Origin of the sequence: Rhodococcus sp. NPDC056743 (assembly GCF_042790355.1) — a bacterium.
Lineage (GTDB): Bacteria > Actinomycetota > Actinomycetes > Mycobacteriales > Mycobacteriaceae > Rhodococcus_F.
Genome location: NZ_JBHTZI010000013.1, coordinates 108,685 through 123,946 on the forward strand (window position 1 = coordinate 108,685; position 15,262 = coordinate 123,946).

The 15,262-nt window shown below is 61.8% G+C and carries 15 protein-coding genes and 1 tRNA gene; 8 read left to right on the forward strand and 8 right to left on the reverse strand.

What is annotated here, in order from left to right:
• Positions 1 to 6 precede the first annotated feature (6 nt).
• Positions 7 to 1,623 (reverse strand): DHA2 family efflux MFS transporter permease subunit, encoded by a 1,617-nt coding sequence (locus ACFRFQ_RS27550; RefSeq protein ID WP_378664799.1) that lies wholly within the window; start codon positions 1,621 to 1,623, stop codon positions 7 to 9.
• A gap of 120 nt (positions 1,624 to 1,743) precedes the next feature.
• Between ACFRFQ_RS27550 and ACFRFQ_RS27555 the strand changes: the two genes are divergently transcribed.
• Entirely contained in the window at positions 1,744 to 2,220 is a 477-nt protein-coding gene (locus ACFRFQ_RS27555; protein ID WP_378664800.1) for a MarR family winged helix-turn-helix transcriptional regulator, read from the forward strand.
• A 58-nt stretch (positions 2,221 to 2,278) separates the two neighbouring features.
• Here ACFRFQ_RS27555 and ACFRFQ_RS27560 read toward each other — a convergent pair whose 3' ends face one another.
• A complete protein-coding gene (locus ACFRFQ_RS27560; protein ID WP_378664801.1) occupies positions 2,279 to 3,310 on the reverse strand; it encodes an ABC transporter substrate-binding protein in 1,032 nt (343 codons plus the stop codon).
• Positions 3,311 to 3,478: 168 nt separating this feature from the next.
• On the opposite strand from ACFRFQ_RS27560, the gene ACFRFQ_RS27565 reads away from it, so the two are divergent.
• On the forward strand, positions 3,479 to 5,035 hold the full coding sequence (locus tag ACFRFQ_RS27565) for an acyl-CoA synthetase (RefSeq protein WP_378664802.1): 1,557 nt from the start codon (positions 3,479 to 3,481) through the stop codon (positions 5,033 to 5,035).
• A gap of 89 nt (positions 5,036 to 5,124) precedes the next feature.
• A complete protein-coding gene (locus ACFRFQ_RS27570; protein ID WP_378664803.1) occupies positions 5,125 to 6,438 on the forward strand; it encodes a wax ester/triacylglycerol synthase domain-containing protein in 1,314 nt (437 codons plus the stop codon).
• On the opposite strand, the gene ACFRFQ_RS27575 is transcribed toward ACFRFQ_RS27570, so the two are convergent.
• The 3 genes from ACFRFQ_RS27575 to ACFRFQ_RS27585 all read right to left on the reverse strand — a co-directional run bounded on the left by ACFRFQ_RS27575 (position 6,419) and on the right by ACFRFQ_RS27585 (position 7,943).
• Entirely contained in the window at positions 6,419 to 6,742 is a 324-nt protein-coding gene (locus tag ACFRFQ_RS27575; RefSeq protein WP_378664804.1) for a hypothetical protein, read from the reverse strand. The two genes, ACFRFQ_RS27570 and ACFRFQ_RS27575, sit on opposite strands and share 20 nt — an antisense overlap.
• 104 nt (positions 6,743 to 6,846) lie before the next feature.
• Positions 6,847 to 6,920 (reverse strand) — tRNA-Pro (locus ACFRFQ_RS27580).
• A gap of 54 nt (positions 6,921 to 6,974) precedes the next feature.
• Entirely contained in the window at positions 6,975 to 7,943 is a 969-nt protein-coding gene (locus tag ACFRFQ_RS27585) for a metallophosphoesterase (protein ID WP_378664805.1), read from the reverse strand.
• Positions 7,944 to 8,000: 57 nt separating this feature from the next.
• Between ACFRFQ_RS27585 and ACFRFQ_RS27590 the strand changes: the two genes are divergently transcribed.
• On the forward strand, positions 8,001 to 8,477 hold the full coding sequence (locus tag ACFRFQ_RS27590; RefSeq protein ID WP_378664806.1) for a GatB/YqeY domain-containing protein: 477 nt from the start codon (positions 8,001 to 8,003) through the stop codon (positions 8,475 to 8,477).
• A gap of 65 nt (positions 8,478 to 8,542) precedes the next feature.
• On the opposite strand, the gene ACFRFQ_RS27595 is transcribed toward ACFRFQ_RS27590, so the two are convergent.
• Positions 8,543 to 10,879 (reverse strand): penicillin-binding protein, encoded by a 2,337-nt coding sequence (locus tag ACFRFQ_RS27595; protein ID WP_378664849.1) that lies wholly within the window; start codon positions 10,877 to 10,879, stop codon positions 8,543 to 8,545.
• A gap of 298 nt (positions 10,880 to 11,177) precedes the next feature.
• On the opposite strand from ACFRFQ_RS27595, the gene ACFRFQ_RS27600 reads away from it, so the two are divergent.
• Positions 11,178 to 11,504, forward strand: coding sequence for a WhiB family transcriptional regulator (locus ACFRFQ_RS27600; protein ID WP_138871571.1), 327 nt, complete (start codon positions 11,178 to 11,180; stop codon positions 11,502 to 11,504).
• 35 nt (positions 11,505 to 11,539) lie between these two features.
• Here the strand turns inward: ACFRFQ_RS27600 and ACFRFQ_RS27605 are convergent, their stop codons facing one another.
• Both ACFRFQ_RS27605 and ACFRFQ_RS27610 read right to left on the reverse strand, forming a co-directional pair.
• A complete protein-coding gene (locus ACFRFQ_RS27605) occupies positions 11,540 to 12,733 on the reverse strand; it encodes an ArsA family ATPase (RefSeq protein ID WP_378664807.1) in 1,194 nt (397 codons plus the stop codon).
• Positions 12,730 to 13,746 (reverse strand): ArsA-related P-loop ATPase, encoded by a 1,017-nt coding sequence (locus ACFRFQ_RS27610; protein ID WP_378664808.1) that lies wholly within the window; start codon positions 13,744 to 13,746, stop codon positions 12,730 to 12,732. Before ACFRFQ_RS27610 ends, ACFRFQ_RS27605 begins: the two co-directional genes overlap by 4 nt.
• Before the next feature lie 53 nt (positions 13,747 to 13,799).
• On the opposite strand from ACFRFQ_RS27610, the gene ACFRFQ_RS27615 reads away from it, so the two are divergent.
• The 3 genes from ACFRFQ_RS27615 to ACFRFQ_RS27625 are packed head-to-tail and all read left to right on the forward strand — an operon-like array spanning position 13,800 to position 15,225.
• Positions 13,800 to 13,973: a hypothetical protein gene (locus tag ACFRFQ_RS27615; protein WP_092805866.1), complete on the forward strand. Its 174-nt coding sequence runs from the start codon at positions 13,800 to 13,802 to the stop codon at positions 13,971 to 13,973.
• Positions 13,970 to 14,440 carry a RidA family protein gene (locus ACFRFQ_RS27620; protein ID WP_378664809.1) on the forward strand — a complete coding sequence of 157 codons (471 nt, stop codon included), beginning with the start codon at positions 13,970 to 13,972 and terminating at the stop codon, positions 14,438 to 14,440. Before ACFRFQ_RS27615 ends, ACFRFQ_RS27620 begins: the two co-directional genes overlap by 4 nt.
• Positions 14,440 to 15,225 (forward strand): MBL fold metallo-hydrolase, encoded by a 786-nt coding sequence (locus ACFRFQ_RS27625; RefSeq protein ID WP_378664810.1) that lies wholly within the window; start codon positions 14,440 to 14,442, stop codon positions 15,223 to 15,225. The genes ACFRFQ_RS27620 and ACFRFQ_RS27625 overlap by 1 nt, the downstream gene beginning before the upstream one ends.
• Positions 15,226 to 15,262: the final 37 nt, after the last annotated feature.

The following is a 15,262-nucleotide window of genomic DNA, read 5'->3' on the forward strand; positions in this document are numbered from 1 at the left end:
TCTGCGTCAGCCGACATCCGCTGCAGTCTTCGGTTCCTCCTCGGGTGACGAGAGCGGCGTGTTCGGGATGAGCGCCGTGGCGATCAGGCCCACGACAACAAATCCGGCTGCAAGGTATCCGCCGAGTGTGATGCCGTGAGTCATCGCAGACTGGGCGGCGTCGGCAACGAAGGCAGTGCTCGGTGAGCCGGCCAGCGAGTCGATGGCGGCGCCCGCGCTGTCGGTGACTGCGCGCGTCAACTGATCGGCCTGAGCTTGGTCGACACCGGATTCGGTGAGGTCGTTGTTCAAAGTCGAATTGAGAGTGCTGAAGAACACCGTGGTGAGGACGGCGATGCCCAGTGCGGATCCGAGTTGGCGGAATGCACTCTGAATGCCGGAGCCTTGACCGGCGCTCTGCTCGGGAATCTCCTCGAGCACGACGTTGGTGACCTGCGCCGTCGCGAAACCGACGCCGATGCCGTAGAAGAACAGCACTGCGGCGATGGTCCACCAGGGGCTGTCTGTTGCAGCGATGAATCCGAGGCCGGCAAGGCCGAGAGCTTCGAGAGCCAGGCCGAGACGGACCAAGCCCAACGGCGAGACCTTCGACGCCAGCCCGAAGCTCGCACCACTGGCGACAAAGCTGCCGATGGCGATGGGAACCAGCGCGAGTCCGGCCTGGAGTGCGCTGTATCCGAGCGTGAACTGAAGCCAGAGAGGAAGTACCGCAACGATTCCGAACTCACCGAGACCGATGATCAGCGTCGCGATGTTGCCGTTGCGGAACGACGAGATGGAGAACAACCGTACGTCCATCAGCGCCCGTGACGGATCGTCACTGCGGGTGAGCAGGGTTTGACGGTAGGCGAACGCACCGAGCGAGATGACGGCGAGAACTGACGCGATCAGAACCGGCGACGGTCCGCTGGACCAGGACAGTCCGAACAGTTCGAAGGGTTCCTTCGTTGTCAGCCACCCGTACGTACGTCCCTCGACGAGGCCGAAGGCCAGCAGGCCCAGGCCGGCGATGGACAGTGCCGCTCCGGTGGCGTCGACGCGCCCTGCGGTGCGGGGCGAGGGTGCGATGAACAGAACTGCGCCGACGAGGATGACCGCTACAAGCGGAATGTTGATGCCGAATGCCCAACGCCACGAGGCATGTTCGGCAAGCCAGCCGCCGAGCAAGGGACCGAGAGCGGAGGCAGCGCCGATGGTGGAACCCCAGACCGCAAAGGCCTGGCCGCGGGCTTTGCCGGTGAACATCGCGTTCAGAAGCGACAGTGAGGTGGGCAGAATCATGGCTGCGCCGGCGCCCTGCAGGAATCGCGCCAGGATGAGCAGACCGCCGTTCGGTGCCAGGCCGGCCAGCAGGCTCGTTGCGCCGAACACGACGACTCCGGCTATGAAGATGCGACGGGCGCCGACCAAGTCGGCAACTCTGCCGACCAGAAGTAGGAGCGCCGCGAACACGATGGCATAGGACTCTTGGATCCATTGAGCCTGAACGGAATTGATTCCGAGATCTTCGATGATCGACGGGACGATGACGTTGACGATGGTGGTGTCGACGACGATCAGTGCCACGCCGAGTGCGATGGCGATCAGGCCCAGCCACTTGCGGGTGGTGGGTGAGATGTTCACGAATAAACCTCCATTGTGAAGTAACTTTATGATGAAGGTATATTTGAGACGGTAAGTTGTCAACGTGCGCGCTGGGCTCGACCGGCCGCCGTCTGGCACAGGAAAGGTGGGATTACCGAGGTGGAAGCACCGCGCGACATCGCCGTGGAGCGGGAGCGGCTGATGGACGAATTCCGTGCGTACGGTGCGACGTTCACCGAATTCAGCCATCGATTCGCGTCGTGGCTCGGCCTGCATTCCACCGACGCAACGGCTCTGATGGAAATCACGGCTGCCGAGGAGAAGGGTGCGCCGCTCTCGCCCGCACGCCTCAGCGAGCGGATCTCACTGACGTCGGGCGCCACCACCGCGTTGCTCAACCGCTTGGAGAAGGCGGGGCACATCGTCCGGACCCGCGAGAACACGGACCGTCGCGTGGTCACGCTGCACAGCAGTGCACATGTGCAAGATCTGGCTGACGAGTTCTTCGGGCCGCTCGCTGTGCGACTCGACGCCATGATGGCGAAATACCCGCCCGAATTGCTGAGTCGATTCGAGGAGTTCCTCGTCGACCTGCACTCGACGATGAACGAACACCTCGAGCAGGACAACCGCTGAACAAAAAAGACCGCCGCTCGACTCCGGAGTCGAGCGGCGGTCTTGGCTTCGGCGGCGGCTACTTGCCGAGCTTGGCCTGCAGGTCGTCGAGAACCAAGCCGGCACCTGTCGGGCCGAGACCCAGGAACCAGGTTTCGTCGCTGACCTCGCTGGCGCGACCGTCCTTGACGGCGTCCATCGTTGCCCACAACGGACCGGCGGTGACGGTGGTTTGACCGGTGTCCGCGGGACTTCCGTAGCTCGAGTAGAAGATCTGATCACCCTCGGCTTGGGTGATCGTCTCCGGGCTGACCTCGACGGCCAGTTCGTCGATGTCCTGGATTGCCGGGCGGGGGAGTCCGACGTCCTTCAGGATGACGCCGATGAAGGACAAGTTTCCGTACAGACGCAGCTTGCCGGACATGAAACGGACCAGCGAGATGGTCGGGGAACCGTCGATCGACGCGCGGACTTCGTCGGCGTGGGTCTGGTAGTCGTTGAGGATCTGCTCGGCCTTCGTTTCCTCGCCCAGGGCATCACCGGCAAGGAGGAAGTTCTCCTTCCACGGGAATCCGGGGCGGATGCTGAAGACCGTCGGCGCGATTGCCGCGAGCTGCGGGTACAGCTTGTCCTGACGCAGCTTGCTGCCCAGGATCAGATCGGGCTGCAGTGCGGTGATCGCTTCGAGGTTGAGATTGTTGGTGGTGCCCACGTCGGGGACGCCCACCAACTTGTCCGCCAGGTACGACGGCTGACCTGCGGCGCTCTCCGGGCTGGCGATACCGACCGGGGTGATGCCGAGTGAGAGGACTTCGTCCAACTCTCCGCTGTCCAGGACGACGACGCGAGTCGGCTTGGCCTCGAGTGTGACCTCGCCCAATGCATGAGTGACCGTGCGCGGGAACTCGCCGGGAGCGGCGTCACTGCCGAGCTTGGCGGTTTCGGTGTCGGCGGTGCTGAACAGCTTGCCGCCGGTCGCGACGTCGGTGTTTCCGTTGGCGTTGCTTCCGGCATCGGAAGTTCCACAAGCTGTTGCGGCAAAGACTGTCGCCAGGGCAACCATGGCGACCCGGACCGACGTGCGGGTCCGAAATGAAGTACGAGTGAACATTAGGCAAGGCTACGCTGGTGGTATCGGACGCTTTTAGCTGGTCTCGGGACAATCGTCGACGATCCCGACTAACGGAACCTACTCCGCAATTCGACTTCGACGCCTCGGTAAAAGTGTTAGCTTCGCGAAAGACCTGCCAATTGTGTGCGAAGACACGTGAGGAAATCGATGACCCTGAACGTTGCCGACCTGTTCGAGGCCGTTGCCGATGCAATTCCCGATCGAACGCCGCTGATCCTCGAGGAAAAGCGCCTCACCTATCGGGAGCTCGAACTGCGGTCAAACCGATTGGCACACCACCTTCAGTCCGTCGGCGTCGAACCGGGACAGCACGTCGGAATCCACATGAGGAACTGCGTGGAATATGTGGAAGCGCTACTGGCTTGCATGAAGATCAGGGCGGTTCCGATCAACGTCAACTTCCGCTACACCGACGTCGAACTCGCATACGTCTACACCAACTCGAAAATGGTGGCATTGCTGGTCGAGGACGAATTCGCGGAAATTGCGTTGGGTGTTGTACCGCAGTGCGCCGAGATCGACCACGTTCTGATCGTCGGCGACGAGTACGAAACGGCACTGGCCGCAGCGTCCGACGTCCGGGACTTCGAGACTCGCTCAGACGACGACCATTTCATCATCTACACCGGCGGCACCACGGGTATGCCGAAGGGCGTTGTCTGGCGGCACGAAGACTTCTTCTTTGCTGCCCTGTCCGGAGCAAACCTCAGCGGGCCGCCGCGTCGTAGTCTCGAAGAAGTTGTAGATGCAGCGATCGCGAACACCAATCCCACTGTGCTGCTGCTCATTCCGCCGCTCATGCACGGAGCGGCCATCTACTCGCTGCTCACTGCCTTTCTGATGGGCGCGCCGCGAGTCCTGACCCGGAGCTTCGACCCCGCCGACGTGCTCCGGCTCGTGGAGGCCGAAAAGATCACCGGCATCACCGTCGTCGGCGATGCGATCGCACGACCCATCGCCGACGCGATCGTCGCTGCCGACGGTAAGTACGACATCTCCTCGCTGAAACTGATCGGATCCGGCGGTGCCCTGTTCTCGCCGAACCTCAAGGAAGAGTTGAAGTCTCGAATTCCCGGGCTAGTCATCAAGGATGCATTCGGCGCCTCGGAATCCGGCAACGACGGCGTCGTCGAGTTCAGCGAAGACGGAACGAAGCGAATTCGCTCCAACCCCAACATGATTCTGGTCGACGAGGAATTCCGTCGCATCGAACCGGGATCGGATACCGTCGGCTACATCGCGCGAGCCGGGCATGTGCCGATTGCCTACTTCGACGATCCGGAGAAATCAGCAGCGACGTTCCCGGTTGTCGACGGTGTCAGGATGGCAGTTCTCGGCGACATGGGAACGATGGAAGCAGACGGCACAATCGTGCTGCTCGGACGCGGTTCCATGTGTATCAACTCGGGTGGTGAGAAGGTGTACCCCGAAGAAGTGGAGCAGGCACTCAAGACTCACCCAGCGGTGCTCGACGCCTTGGTGGCGGGTGCGCCCGATGCGAAGTTCGGTGAGAAAGTGGCGGCGGTCGTCCAGATCCGCCCAGGCTTCGGCGACGTGGAGCCTGGCGCCTTGTCCGAGCACTGCCGGATTCATGTGGCGGGGTACAAGATTCCGCGTTCGATAGTTCTGGTTCCGGAGATTCTTCGCTCACCCAGCGGAAAAGCCGATTACCGTTGGGCGAAGGAAACCGTCGCCGGGTTGTAAATAATCGGGTGAACGTTTCGCGAGGCAGGTAGTTGTTGTCTATTGTTTTCATGCCCGCTTTTTCGAGAATGATGCATCGGAGATTTGTCATGCCCACCAAACAGCTGACTTCGGTGGATTTCGAACTGATTCCGGCGAATATGGAAACCCGGTCCACGGATGTCCAGACGATTTTCCTGTTCGATTCTGGTAGTTCGACTCCGTTCGACAAGAAAGAACTACTCGAGTTTCTCGGAGATCGTGCGTCGAGGATTCCGGAATTGCGGTGGACCGTGACCACAGTTCCCGGCGGATTCGGGTTTCCCTATTGGATCGACTCCGCGCCATTCGACATTACTGAGCATGTCGAAGATCATGTCGAAATATCCTCGTGGAAAGGTGTTTTCGAATACTTCGGCGACATTGCCGCACAGATCGTCGATCCCTACGAATGCCTGTGGCGACTGCATGTCGTTCGAGGTGTTCGCGATGCGCCCGGGGTGCAGGGCGAAGCAACCGTGGTGATTCTCAAGGCCTCTCACGCTCTAGGTGACGGGCAAGCGTACAACGCAATTGTTCACGACCTGTTCTCGTCCAAGGATCTACCCGAATTCGTTCCGGAGCTCACGACGCCGAATCCGTGGTGGTCATCTCTGAAGGGACTCCTCGGAACTCCGCGGCGATATGTCCGCGCTTTTCGTGCACTGCCGGAAACCCGGAAATACGACGCGCCGGATTCCGGCGGTGGCGCCGTGACCTTTACGGATAAACGTTCGGCGTCGGCAATCATGCTCGATCTGGTGGCGATTCGAGAAGCCAAGAGAATGTGGCCAGGGGTGACGGTGACCGCAATAGCCCAGACGATCATCTCGTTGTCACTGCAAGAACATTTTGGTGACAAGAGCCCGCGCTCGATGCAGGTGATGTCTGGCGCACCCGCGGGGGCCGAGGTGCGCGGACAAAATCATATGGGTTGCTATCACGTCGATTTGGCGATGGACACAGAAGATATTGCGGAGCGGTTGCATGTGATAACCACGAACAACAACCACGGTAAAGCTGGATATCCCGACGCTTATCGAGCGGTTCGTACGCTGCAATACGAACTGCCGGCAGTCGCAGTCAGACCTGTATTGTCGTCGGAACCGAAACTGGGAACGGTCGCAAGCAGTGTCAACCGTGGCCCCGCCGTCATGACACTAGGTGATTCCAAGATTGTGTCGACTGCGTCATTTCCGTACGTGTCGCCGCGGAGCCCGTTCAACCACGGGATCTATTCGGTGGGTGACGTGCTCGCGATCTCAGTCCTGAGCGGAACTCCTGACAGTGGCGACATCGATGTCTACGCGGCTGTCCTGGAGAAGAACGCAGCCCGCGTTCTGGCCTGCCTCGAGGAACGAAGTTCTAAAGCCACGGCTCGATAGGCTTCTTCACCCACATGATCTTCTCGTCGGCGTGCGTGCGCTGCGCCTCGGAGCGATCAGGGTGCGCTGCAGCCCACTGATCCTTTTCGTCGATGAGACCGGCTGCGATGGTCCAGGTCTCCCGGGTACTCGGGGGATTCGCGTCGGCGGCCCGAGCCAACTTGCGTAACCGGTCGTCGGGCATGTCCAGGAGTTCGGCGGCAGTGATCCCGCGATTCCACGCGAACTTGGCCAGACCCACGGCCTTCTCGCGTCGACTGCGACTGGCGATGTCGTTGTGCGCGAAGTCCTCGTTCTTGCCCATGGGTAACCACCTCCTGGAGAGCCTGTACAACCTGGAGAGCACCGTACAACAAAAGAAGGCACCTTCTCCGCGAGGAAAAAGTGCCTTCTTCAAGTTCTTCACTGTCGGGGTGGCGGGATTTGAACCCACGACCTCTTCGTCCCGAACGAAGCGCGCTACCAAGCTGCGCCACACCCCGTGTCGAACCTCGGTTAGCTTACAGCACGAAGTCGGCAGGCATTAAATCCGCAGGTCAGTTGCGTAGAACCGGCGCAACAGACTGAGCGGAACCGCGCTCGGAGGAGTGCTCAGGTTCGCGGCCGGTAGAGGGCACCAACGTCAACAGCGTTGCCTCGGGTCGGCAGCAGAAACGGACCGGAGCCCACGGCGAGGTTCCGATACCGGCCGATACGTGAAGCTGTGTGTGGGCACCCCACTTGGACGGCCCCTTCACCCGGGAGCGGTCCAACTCACAGTTCGTCACCAGCGCACCGTAGAACGGCAGGCACAGCTGTCCGCCGTGTGTATGGCCGGCGAGAACGAGGTCGTAGCCGTCCTCGGCGAATCGATCCAACACCCGCGGTTCAGGGGAGTGCGTCAAACCGAGTTTCAGCTGAGCCAGGGGATTGGGCGGGCCCGCGATGGTGTCGTAACGATCACGCTTGAGATGCGGATCGTCGACGCCGGCCGTGGCGATCTTGATGCCCGACACCTCGAGTTCGCGCCGCACATGCGTCACGTCGAGCCAGCCACGCTCGGTGAATGCAGCCCGCAGATCTCCCCACGGCAGCGGATCGCCCGTGATGCGCTTCTTCTTGTCGAAGATGTAGCTCAGCGGGTTCTTCGGCTTCGGGGCGAAGTAGTCGTTGCTGCCGAACACGAACAGACCGGGACGGGCGAGCAGGTCGCCGAGTGCCTGGACCACTGCGGGGACGCTGCGCTGATGAGACAGGTTGTCGCCGGTGTTCACCACGAGATCCGGGTCGAGACTTTCGAGCTCACGCAACCAGTTCTGCTTCAACCGCTGGTTAGGCATCATGTGCAGATCGCTGAGGTGGAGAACCCGCAGCGACGACGACCCCGGCTCGAGTACGGGCATCGTCACCTCGCGCAACGTAAAAGCATTGCGTTCGATGCCGGATGCGTACCCGATTCCGAGTGCAGCGACGCCCGCGGCACCAAGTGCGGTGCGGGTCAGGTTGGTGCGGAACTGGTCAGACACCACTCAAGGATATAACTAAGGGGACGAGAGGCGGGGCGTGCGCGTAGCGTTTCCCTCATGTCCGACACGACAGCAACGCTCAAAGACAAACTCCGTTCCGACATGGTCGCATCCATGAAGGCCAAGGATCCGCTTCGCACCGGCACTCTCCGGATGCTCATCGCAGCAGTTCAGACCGAAGAGGTTTCGGGTAAGGAAGCGCGAGTCCTCACCGACGAAGAAATCATCAAGGTTCTTGCCAAGGAATCGAAGAAGCGCGGGGAATCCGCCGAAATTTACACCGAGAACGGCCGCGGTGAACTTGCCGCGAAAGAGCGCGCCGAGGCGCAGATCATCGACGAATACCTGCCGACGCCGTTGACCGACGCAGAACTTGTCGACGTCGTCGACACCGCGTTGGCGCAGGTAGCCGAGGAGCTCGGTGAGCGTCCGGGAATGCGTCAGATGGGTCAGGTCATCAAGGCCGCCAGCGCTTTGGCCAAGGGTAAGGCTGATGGCGCTCGTATCTCAGCTGCCGTGAAGTCTCGCCTGTAGGCATCACCGCCAAATAGAGAACGGCCGCACTCTCATGAGGGTGCGGCCGTTCTCTTCTGCGGTTGCTAGCGCGGTGCCGGTGTATCGGGATCCGGCGACGCTGGTGATGCCGGATCTGGTGAGCCGTCCGGCGACGCCGGTGCTATCGGCGCTCGTACCGACCCGTCACTGATGTAGATCGTGATGGTGGAACCCGGAATCGCCGAGCCCGACGGAGATGCGCCGGTGACAGTTCCGGCTCGCGCACCCGACGCCGACGTCACCGCGTTGACGGTGAATCCCGACTCCTGCAGGCGAGAGGTGGCAGCAGACTGGCTCAGTCCGACAACCTCGGGAACCTGACCGTTCTGCGAGCCACGGGCGTACTTCGGGTCGATCGGCGGTAGCGCCGTGGGACCGAAATTGTTGGCAACCGGCATCATTGCAGCAAACCAACTCCGTGCCGGTTCGGTACCGCCGTACAGGTTTCCGCTGTAGCACGGGCGCAGCGGAGTCGAGCAGATCTCACCCGGAGTCGGGGAGTCGCCGAAGATGTAGACGGCCGCGGCCAGATTGTTCGTGAAGCCGAGGAACGCCGAAGACTTGTGAGTCTCCGTGGTACCGGTCTTACCGGACATCGGCAGGGTCCATCCGGCGCTGCCGGCGGCACCCGCAGAGGTACCTGCACCCACGTCGTCGCGGCTGAGTGCATTGGCGAGGGTATCGGCCAATCCGGGCTCGACTACCTGCTCGCAGCCTTGTTCCGTGACCGTCACCGGCTTGCCGTTGCGGTCGACGACGGAGTCGATCGGGCTGGGCGGGCACCACTTGCCGTGCGATGCCAACGTTGCCGCGACGTTGGACAGTTCGAGCGGATTGATCCAGGTTGGGCCGAGCGTGAACGAGCCGAGATTCTGTTCCTTCTGGAAGTCGGCCATGCTGCGATCGTCGAACCCCGACGTGTTGGGTTCGGCGTACGAACGCAGACCGAGACGCACGGCCATATCGACGGTCGGCGTCACACCTGTTGCCGCGATGAGCTTCACGAATGCGGTGTTGGGCGACTGCGCGAGAGCATCCGTCACCGACATCGTCGCCGGATAGTTACCGACGTTCTCGACGCAGTACGTGGACACCGGACATCCCGCTGCGCCGCCACTACCGAAGCCCTTGGCGTCGAAGCGCCGGGGAACGTCGAGGGTCGCGTCGATACCGAGGCCCTTCTCCATGGCGGCGGCGGTGGTGAAGACCTTGAACACCGAGCCGGCGCCATCACCGGACAGCGAATACGGCTGGGCCAGGACGGTTTCGCTGGCGTCGGCATCGAGACCGTACGTGCGGCTGCTGGCCATCGCCACGACCTTGTGTGAGTCCTGGCCGGGACGAATCACGCTCATGACATTGGCGATGCCGTCGAGGTCCGGCTTGGCGTTCGCGTTGAGACCGGCTTTGGTGGAGGCCTGAACCGTCGGGTCGAGCGTGGTCTTGATGAGGTAGCCGCCCTCGTTGATCTGCTCGCGACTGATCCCGGCGTCCGAGAGGTATTTCAGTGCGTAGTCGCAGAAGAATCCGCGGTCACCAGCTGCGATGCATCCACGCGGCAGCGTATTCGGGGTGGGGAGAACACCCAACGGTTCGTCTTTGGCTGCCCGGAACTCGTCGGCCTGGTCGGGAATGTTGGTGATCATCGTGTCGAGCACGGTGTTGCGGCGCTCGGTGACACCTTCGACGTTGGTGTACGGGTTCAAGGCCGAACTCGACTGGACCATGCCGGCGAGCATCGCGGACTGCGGAATGCTGAGGTCTTTGGCGTCGACGCCGAAGTACGTCTGAGCGGCATCCTGGATTCCGAAGGAACCGTTACCGAACGGCACGAGGTTCAGGTAGCGGGTGAGGATCTCGTCTTTTGTGAGTTCCTTGTCCAATGTGAGTGCCATCCGGATTTCGCGAATCTTGCGAGCCGGAGTGGTCTCGATTGCGGCACGGCGTTCGGCGTCGGTTTTTGCGACGACCAACAGTTGGTAGTTCTTCACGTACTGCTGATCGAGCGTCGACGCACCCTGCTGGACCTCGCCGGAAGTGGTGTTGGTCAGGAAGGCGCGCAGCGTTCCCTGCCAGTCCACTCCCTTGTGATCCGGGAATCGACGGTCCTCGATGGAGACGATCGCCAGCTTCATGTTGTTCGAGATCTGGTCGCTCGGGACTTCGAACCGCCGCTGCTCGTAAAGCCAGGCGATGGGATTGCCTGCCGAATCGACCATCGTCGAGACTGCAGGGACAGTGCCGTCCACCAGTTCGGCAGAAACGTTGTCGACCGTGTCCGCGGCTCGGTTGGATGCGAATCCGAGTCCACCTGCCAGCGGAAACATCACTCCGGCAACGAGGACACCGGCCAACGCCGAACTTCCGGCGAGCTTCGCCACTGTTTTTGCAATCGACACGATCTACAGAGTACGTGTGCGCACCCACTGGGCGTGGCACGGAAAGAATTCGTGGCGGATAAAACGTCCTGAACACCCGGTTTGTACTGCCGTACCAAAAAAGGTGGACGGCCGTCTTGCGTCTGGGCGTTTCTTTACCTAAATTGTGTGAACGGTGTGATTGATATAACACTCGATCACGAATGTGTCTCAGCTTTCGTCGTGATATTCGCGACGGAGCGGAGATGTTGTGCTGCTCGCCCTCGAGGCGACGGACATACTTTGTAGAGGGGACCAGAGAATGTACACAGCCACCCCGAGTAGCCGTTTGGATGTCGAACAGGCAGAGGCTCGCATCGCCTGGGTAACGCAGGCACGCTGCCGCGAAGTAGATCCGGATCAGCTCTTTGTTCGAGGTGCCGCGCAACGTAAGGCAGCAACAATCTGCCGACATTGCCCGGTCCTGATGCAGTGCGGAGCCGACGCTCTCGACAACCGCGTCGAATTCGGAGTGTGGGGCGGCATGACCGAACGCCAGCGACGCGCTCTCCTCAAGCAGCACCCCGACGTCGACTCGTGGTCCGAATTCTTCGAGGACCGGCGTCACCAGCAGTCCGCTGCTGTCTGACCTAGCCTTTGCGAGTGATTAGCCTTTGCGAGTGACTAGCCTTTACGGGTGAGCTGATCGCCCACGGCGCGCAGTGCCTCGAGGTCGGACACCTCGAACGGTAGTGACGGAACGCCGATCAGCGGCACCCGCGGATGGGCAGCGGTAAACCGGCTCAGCAGTGCCACCTCACGTTTGGCGATTGCTGCGCGGTGAGCATGAATACGGAGCACCGCCTCCGTCAGCGCCTCGGCGTCAGTCGGATTTTCCTTGGCTGCGAGTTTGTCTGCGGCCGTTGCCGCATGATCAGACGGCAGCGCAGTCAGAGTTGGATGCGTTCGGTTCAGCACCAACCCGGCCAGCGGCATCGAATCCCCGGCCAGTCGGTCGACGAAAAACGCCGCCTCCCGCAAAGCATCCGGTTCCGCAGCAGCGATCACCAGGAAATGGGTGCCGGGCTGGCGAAGAAGCTCGTAGGTCTTGGTGGCGCGCTCGCGGAAACCACCGAACATCGAATCGAGCGACTGAACAAACGCCGAGGCGTCGGCGAGCATCGCGCTTCCGACGATCGTCGACACACCCTTCAGCGCCAAGCCCATCGCGCCGGCCACCAGCTTGGTCAAACCCCGACCAGGAGCCGAGAGCAACCGGATCATCCGGCCGTCGAGGAACGTTCCGAGCCGCTGCGGAGCATCCAGGAAATCGAGTGCGTTCCGGGACGGCGGCGTATCCACGATCACCAGATCCCACTTGTCGTTCGACGCCAGCTGCCCCAGCTTCTCCATCGCCATGTACTCCTGAGTTCCGGAGAACGACGTGGCAACGGTTTGGTAGAAGGGGTTCGCGAGTATCTGCTGCGCCTTGTCGGGGCTGGAATGCTCGAGCACCATCTCGTCGAACGTGCGACGCATGTTCAGCATCATCGCGTGCAGTTCACCCGTTGCCTCGGGGCCGAGTTTCACCGGTTGCGGTGTGTTGTCGAGTTCTGCGACGCCCAGAGCCTGAGCCAGCCGCCTCGCCGGATCGATCGTGAGAACGACGACGCGTCGGCCCTGCTCGGCCGCCCGCAGTGCCAACGACGCTGCCGTGGTGGTCTTGCCGACGCCACCGGCGCCGCAGCACACCACAATTCGAGCGGTTGGATCGTTGATGATCGCCGAGATATCGAGCACCGGAGCGCTGCGGCGACCGGTTCTGGAACTGCCGGCCACGACGTTGTCAGTGACCGCGTTTTCTGTGGTTTCGGTCATCGGACACCCTGTTCCATGAGGTATTCGGCCAATTCGTACAGACCACCCAGATCGACCCCGTCGGCCAGAGCCGGCAAGTGCAGTCGGGCGCCGTCGATCTCCTGCAGTTTCTCAGCACTGGATTCCTGCGCTTCGAGAACCGACGCGTGCTCGATGGTCTCCGTCAGCAGTCCGGCGAAGTCGTCGTCCGACAGTTCGAGGCCGACATCCGTGAGCGTTGACCGGATCGCCGCGGCATCGATTTCTCCGGCCGCAGCCCCGGCCAGCGTGCCTTCCGGCAGGAACTTCGGGCTGGTGCGGTTGACGATGATCGCGCCGAGATTGAGCTCGTCTCGGGCCAGCTCCAAGGCGGCATCCGTGGTTTCCTGCACGGGTAGGGCCTCGAGTAGCGCCACCAGATGCACCACCGTTTCCGGTGAGTGCAGCAGCCGCACGACGCCCTCGCTCTGCGAATGCACCGGCCCGCCCTTGGCGAGATCGGCCATAGCCTTCGTGACGTCGAGAAAACTACCGATCCGGCCCGTCGGCGGGGCGTCGACGACAACGGCGTCGTACACCCGCTTCCCGGTTCGGTCGGTGCGGATGACGCACTCCTTGATCTTGCCGGTGAGCAGCACGTCACGCAGGCCGGGTGCAATGGTCGTGGCGAACTCGATGGCACCGAACTTGCGCATCGCGCGGCCTGCGAAGCCCAGGTTGTAGAACATTTCCAGGTATTCGAGGAAAGCCGTCTCGATGTCGACGGCCAACGCCATCACCTCACCGCCACCTTCGGCAGCTGCGACCTTCGTTTCCTGTGGAGGTAACGGTGGCACGTCGAAGAGCTGCGCAATTCCCTGGCGGCCCTCCACTTCCACCAGCAGAACGCGTCGGCCGCCTTCGGCTAACGCGAGCGCCAAGGCGGCGGCTACCGTCGACTTACCGGTTCCACCTTTTCCCGACACAAAATGCAGGCGGGCCTTCGATGCAGACTCCGGCCAGCTCTTGCTCAGCTCATCTTGGGATGCGACCACACCGCGAGCCTATAAGTCTGGGGCCGAAGATGTGCGCGGGATAGGCTCACCACATGAGTGAATTGACTTCCTGGGAATACACCGTTACTCCGTTGCTGGTCCACAACCCGAAGGCCATCCTCGACAATTGGGGTGTCGACGGGTGGGAGCTGGTGACGGTTCTTCCGAGCGCGTCGGGCGAACAGCACGTCGCGTACCTCAAGCGTCCGAAGGTTGCCGGCGCATGACCGAAACAACGCAGACCTGGTCAGCGCGTCTCGCGGAACTCGGCATCGAGCTGCCCGCAGTTGCGGCGCCGGTCGCTGCCTACGTCCCGGCGATTCGCAGTGGTGATCACGTCTACACCTCCGGCCAGTTGCCTTTTGTCGAGGGAAAGTTGTCGTTGACGGGCAAGCTCGGTGCGGATGCGTCGGATGCAGATGCAAAGGCCGCCGCGCGTGTCTGTGCTCTCAACGCTCTTGCCGCGATCAACGCCCTGGTCGGCATCGACAATCTGGTTCGTGTCGTCAAGGTCGTCGGATTTGTGGCTTCTGCTGAAGGTTTCACCGGTCAGCCCGGCGTGATCAACGGCGCCTCCGAATTCCTAGTTGAGGTCTTCGGCGACGAGGGCATTCACGCCCGCTCCGCTGTCGGTGTTGCAGAACTTCCCCTCGGCTCCGCTGTCGAGGTGGAACTGATCGTAGAAGTTCGCTGATGACAACGGTTCATCCCGCATACGCGCAGCTTCGCCGCGTCACCGATATCGCGTCCGTCATGCTCGAGAACAACCCGGGCATGATGACGCTCGACGGCACCAACACCTGGATTCTGCAGGCGCCGGGCAACGATGAATATGTAGTCGTCGATCCCGGTGACAACGATGAAGAACACCTGCAACGAGTGGCCGGAGTCGGCCCGGTGGCGTTGGTCTTGATCACGCATCGGCACTTCGACCACACCGGCGGGGTGAGCCGTCTTCACGAATTGACCTCGGCGCCAGTGCGTTCCGTTTCTTCAGAGTTCCTGCGCGGCGACGGCACGACGCTTTTCGACGGCGAACTCATCGAGGTTGCCGGGCTGCGCCTGCGCATCGTGGCAACCCCCGGCCATACCGCGGACTCCGTCTCGATCGTCATCGAGAACGAAGGCAGCGTGCTGACCGGTGACACGATACTCGGCCGTGGCACAGCGGTTCTCGATGATTCGGACGGCGATCTGGGTGACTATCTTGCGTCGTTGCGTGCCCTCATCGAGCTGGGTGACGGGCGAACCGTTCTACCCGGGCACGGCCCGGAACTTCCTGACCTGCAGGAGATCTCGCAGCAGTACCTCGCGCATCGCGAGGAGCGGCTCGATCAGGTGCGGACTGCCATCGTCGCCCTCGGTGATTCGGCGTCGGTTCGCGAGATCGTCGAGCACGTCTACTCGGACGTCGATCCCAAACTGTGGCCGGTTGCGGAAAAATCCGTCAACGTGCAGTTGGCGTATCTGCGTCGTTGAAGTTCGTGGTCGCCGAAGTTCGTAGTCGCTGAAGTGC

Excerpts from the sequence above, each read along its gene's own strand:
- ACFRFQ_RS27590 (WP_378664806.1), top strand. The coding sequence starts at position 8,001 with ATGTCCGACACGACAGCAACGCTCAAAGACAAACTCCGTTCCGACATG.
- ACFRFQ_RS27615 (WP_092805866.1), top strand. The coding sequence starts at position 13,800 with ATGAGTGAATTGACTTCCTGGGAATACACCGTTACTCCGTTGCTGGTC.
- ACFRFQ_RS27565 (WP_378664802.1), top strand. The coding sequence starts at position 3,479 with ATGACCCTGAACGTTGCCGACCTGTTCGAGGCCGTTGCCGATGCAATT.
- ACFRFQ_RS27625 (WP_378664810.1), top strand. The coding sequence starts at position 14,440 with ATGACAACGGTTCATCCCGCATACGCGCAGCTTCGCCGCGTCACCGAT.
- ACFRFQ_RS27575 (WP_378664804.1), bottom strand. The coding sequence starts at position 6,742 with ATGGGCAAGAACGAGGACTTCGCGCACAACGACATCGCCAGTCGCAGT.
- ACFRFQ_RS27620 (WP_378664809.1), top strand. The coding sequence starts at position 13,970 with ATGACCGAAACAACGCAGACCTGGTCAGCGCGTCTCGCGGAACTCGGC.
- ACFRFQ_RS27600 (WP_138871571.1), top strand. The coding sequence starts at position 11,178 with ATGTACACAGCCACCCCGAGTAGCCGTTTGGATGTCGAACAGGCAGAG.
- ACFRFQ_RS27570 (WP_378664803.1), top strand. The coding sequence starts at position 5,125 with ATGCCCACCAAACAGCTGACTTCGGTGGATTTCGAACTGATTCCGGCG.
- ACFRFQ_RS27605 (WP_378664807.1), bottom strand. The coding sequence starts at position 12,733 with ATGACCGAAACCACAGAAAACGCGGTCACTGACAACGTCGTGGCCGGC.
- ACFRFQ_RS27560 (WP_378664801.1), bottom strand. The coding sequence starts at position 3,310 with ATGTTCACTCGTACTTCATTTCGGACCCGCACGTCGGTCCGGGTCGCC.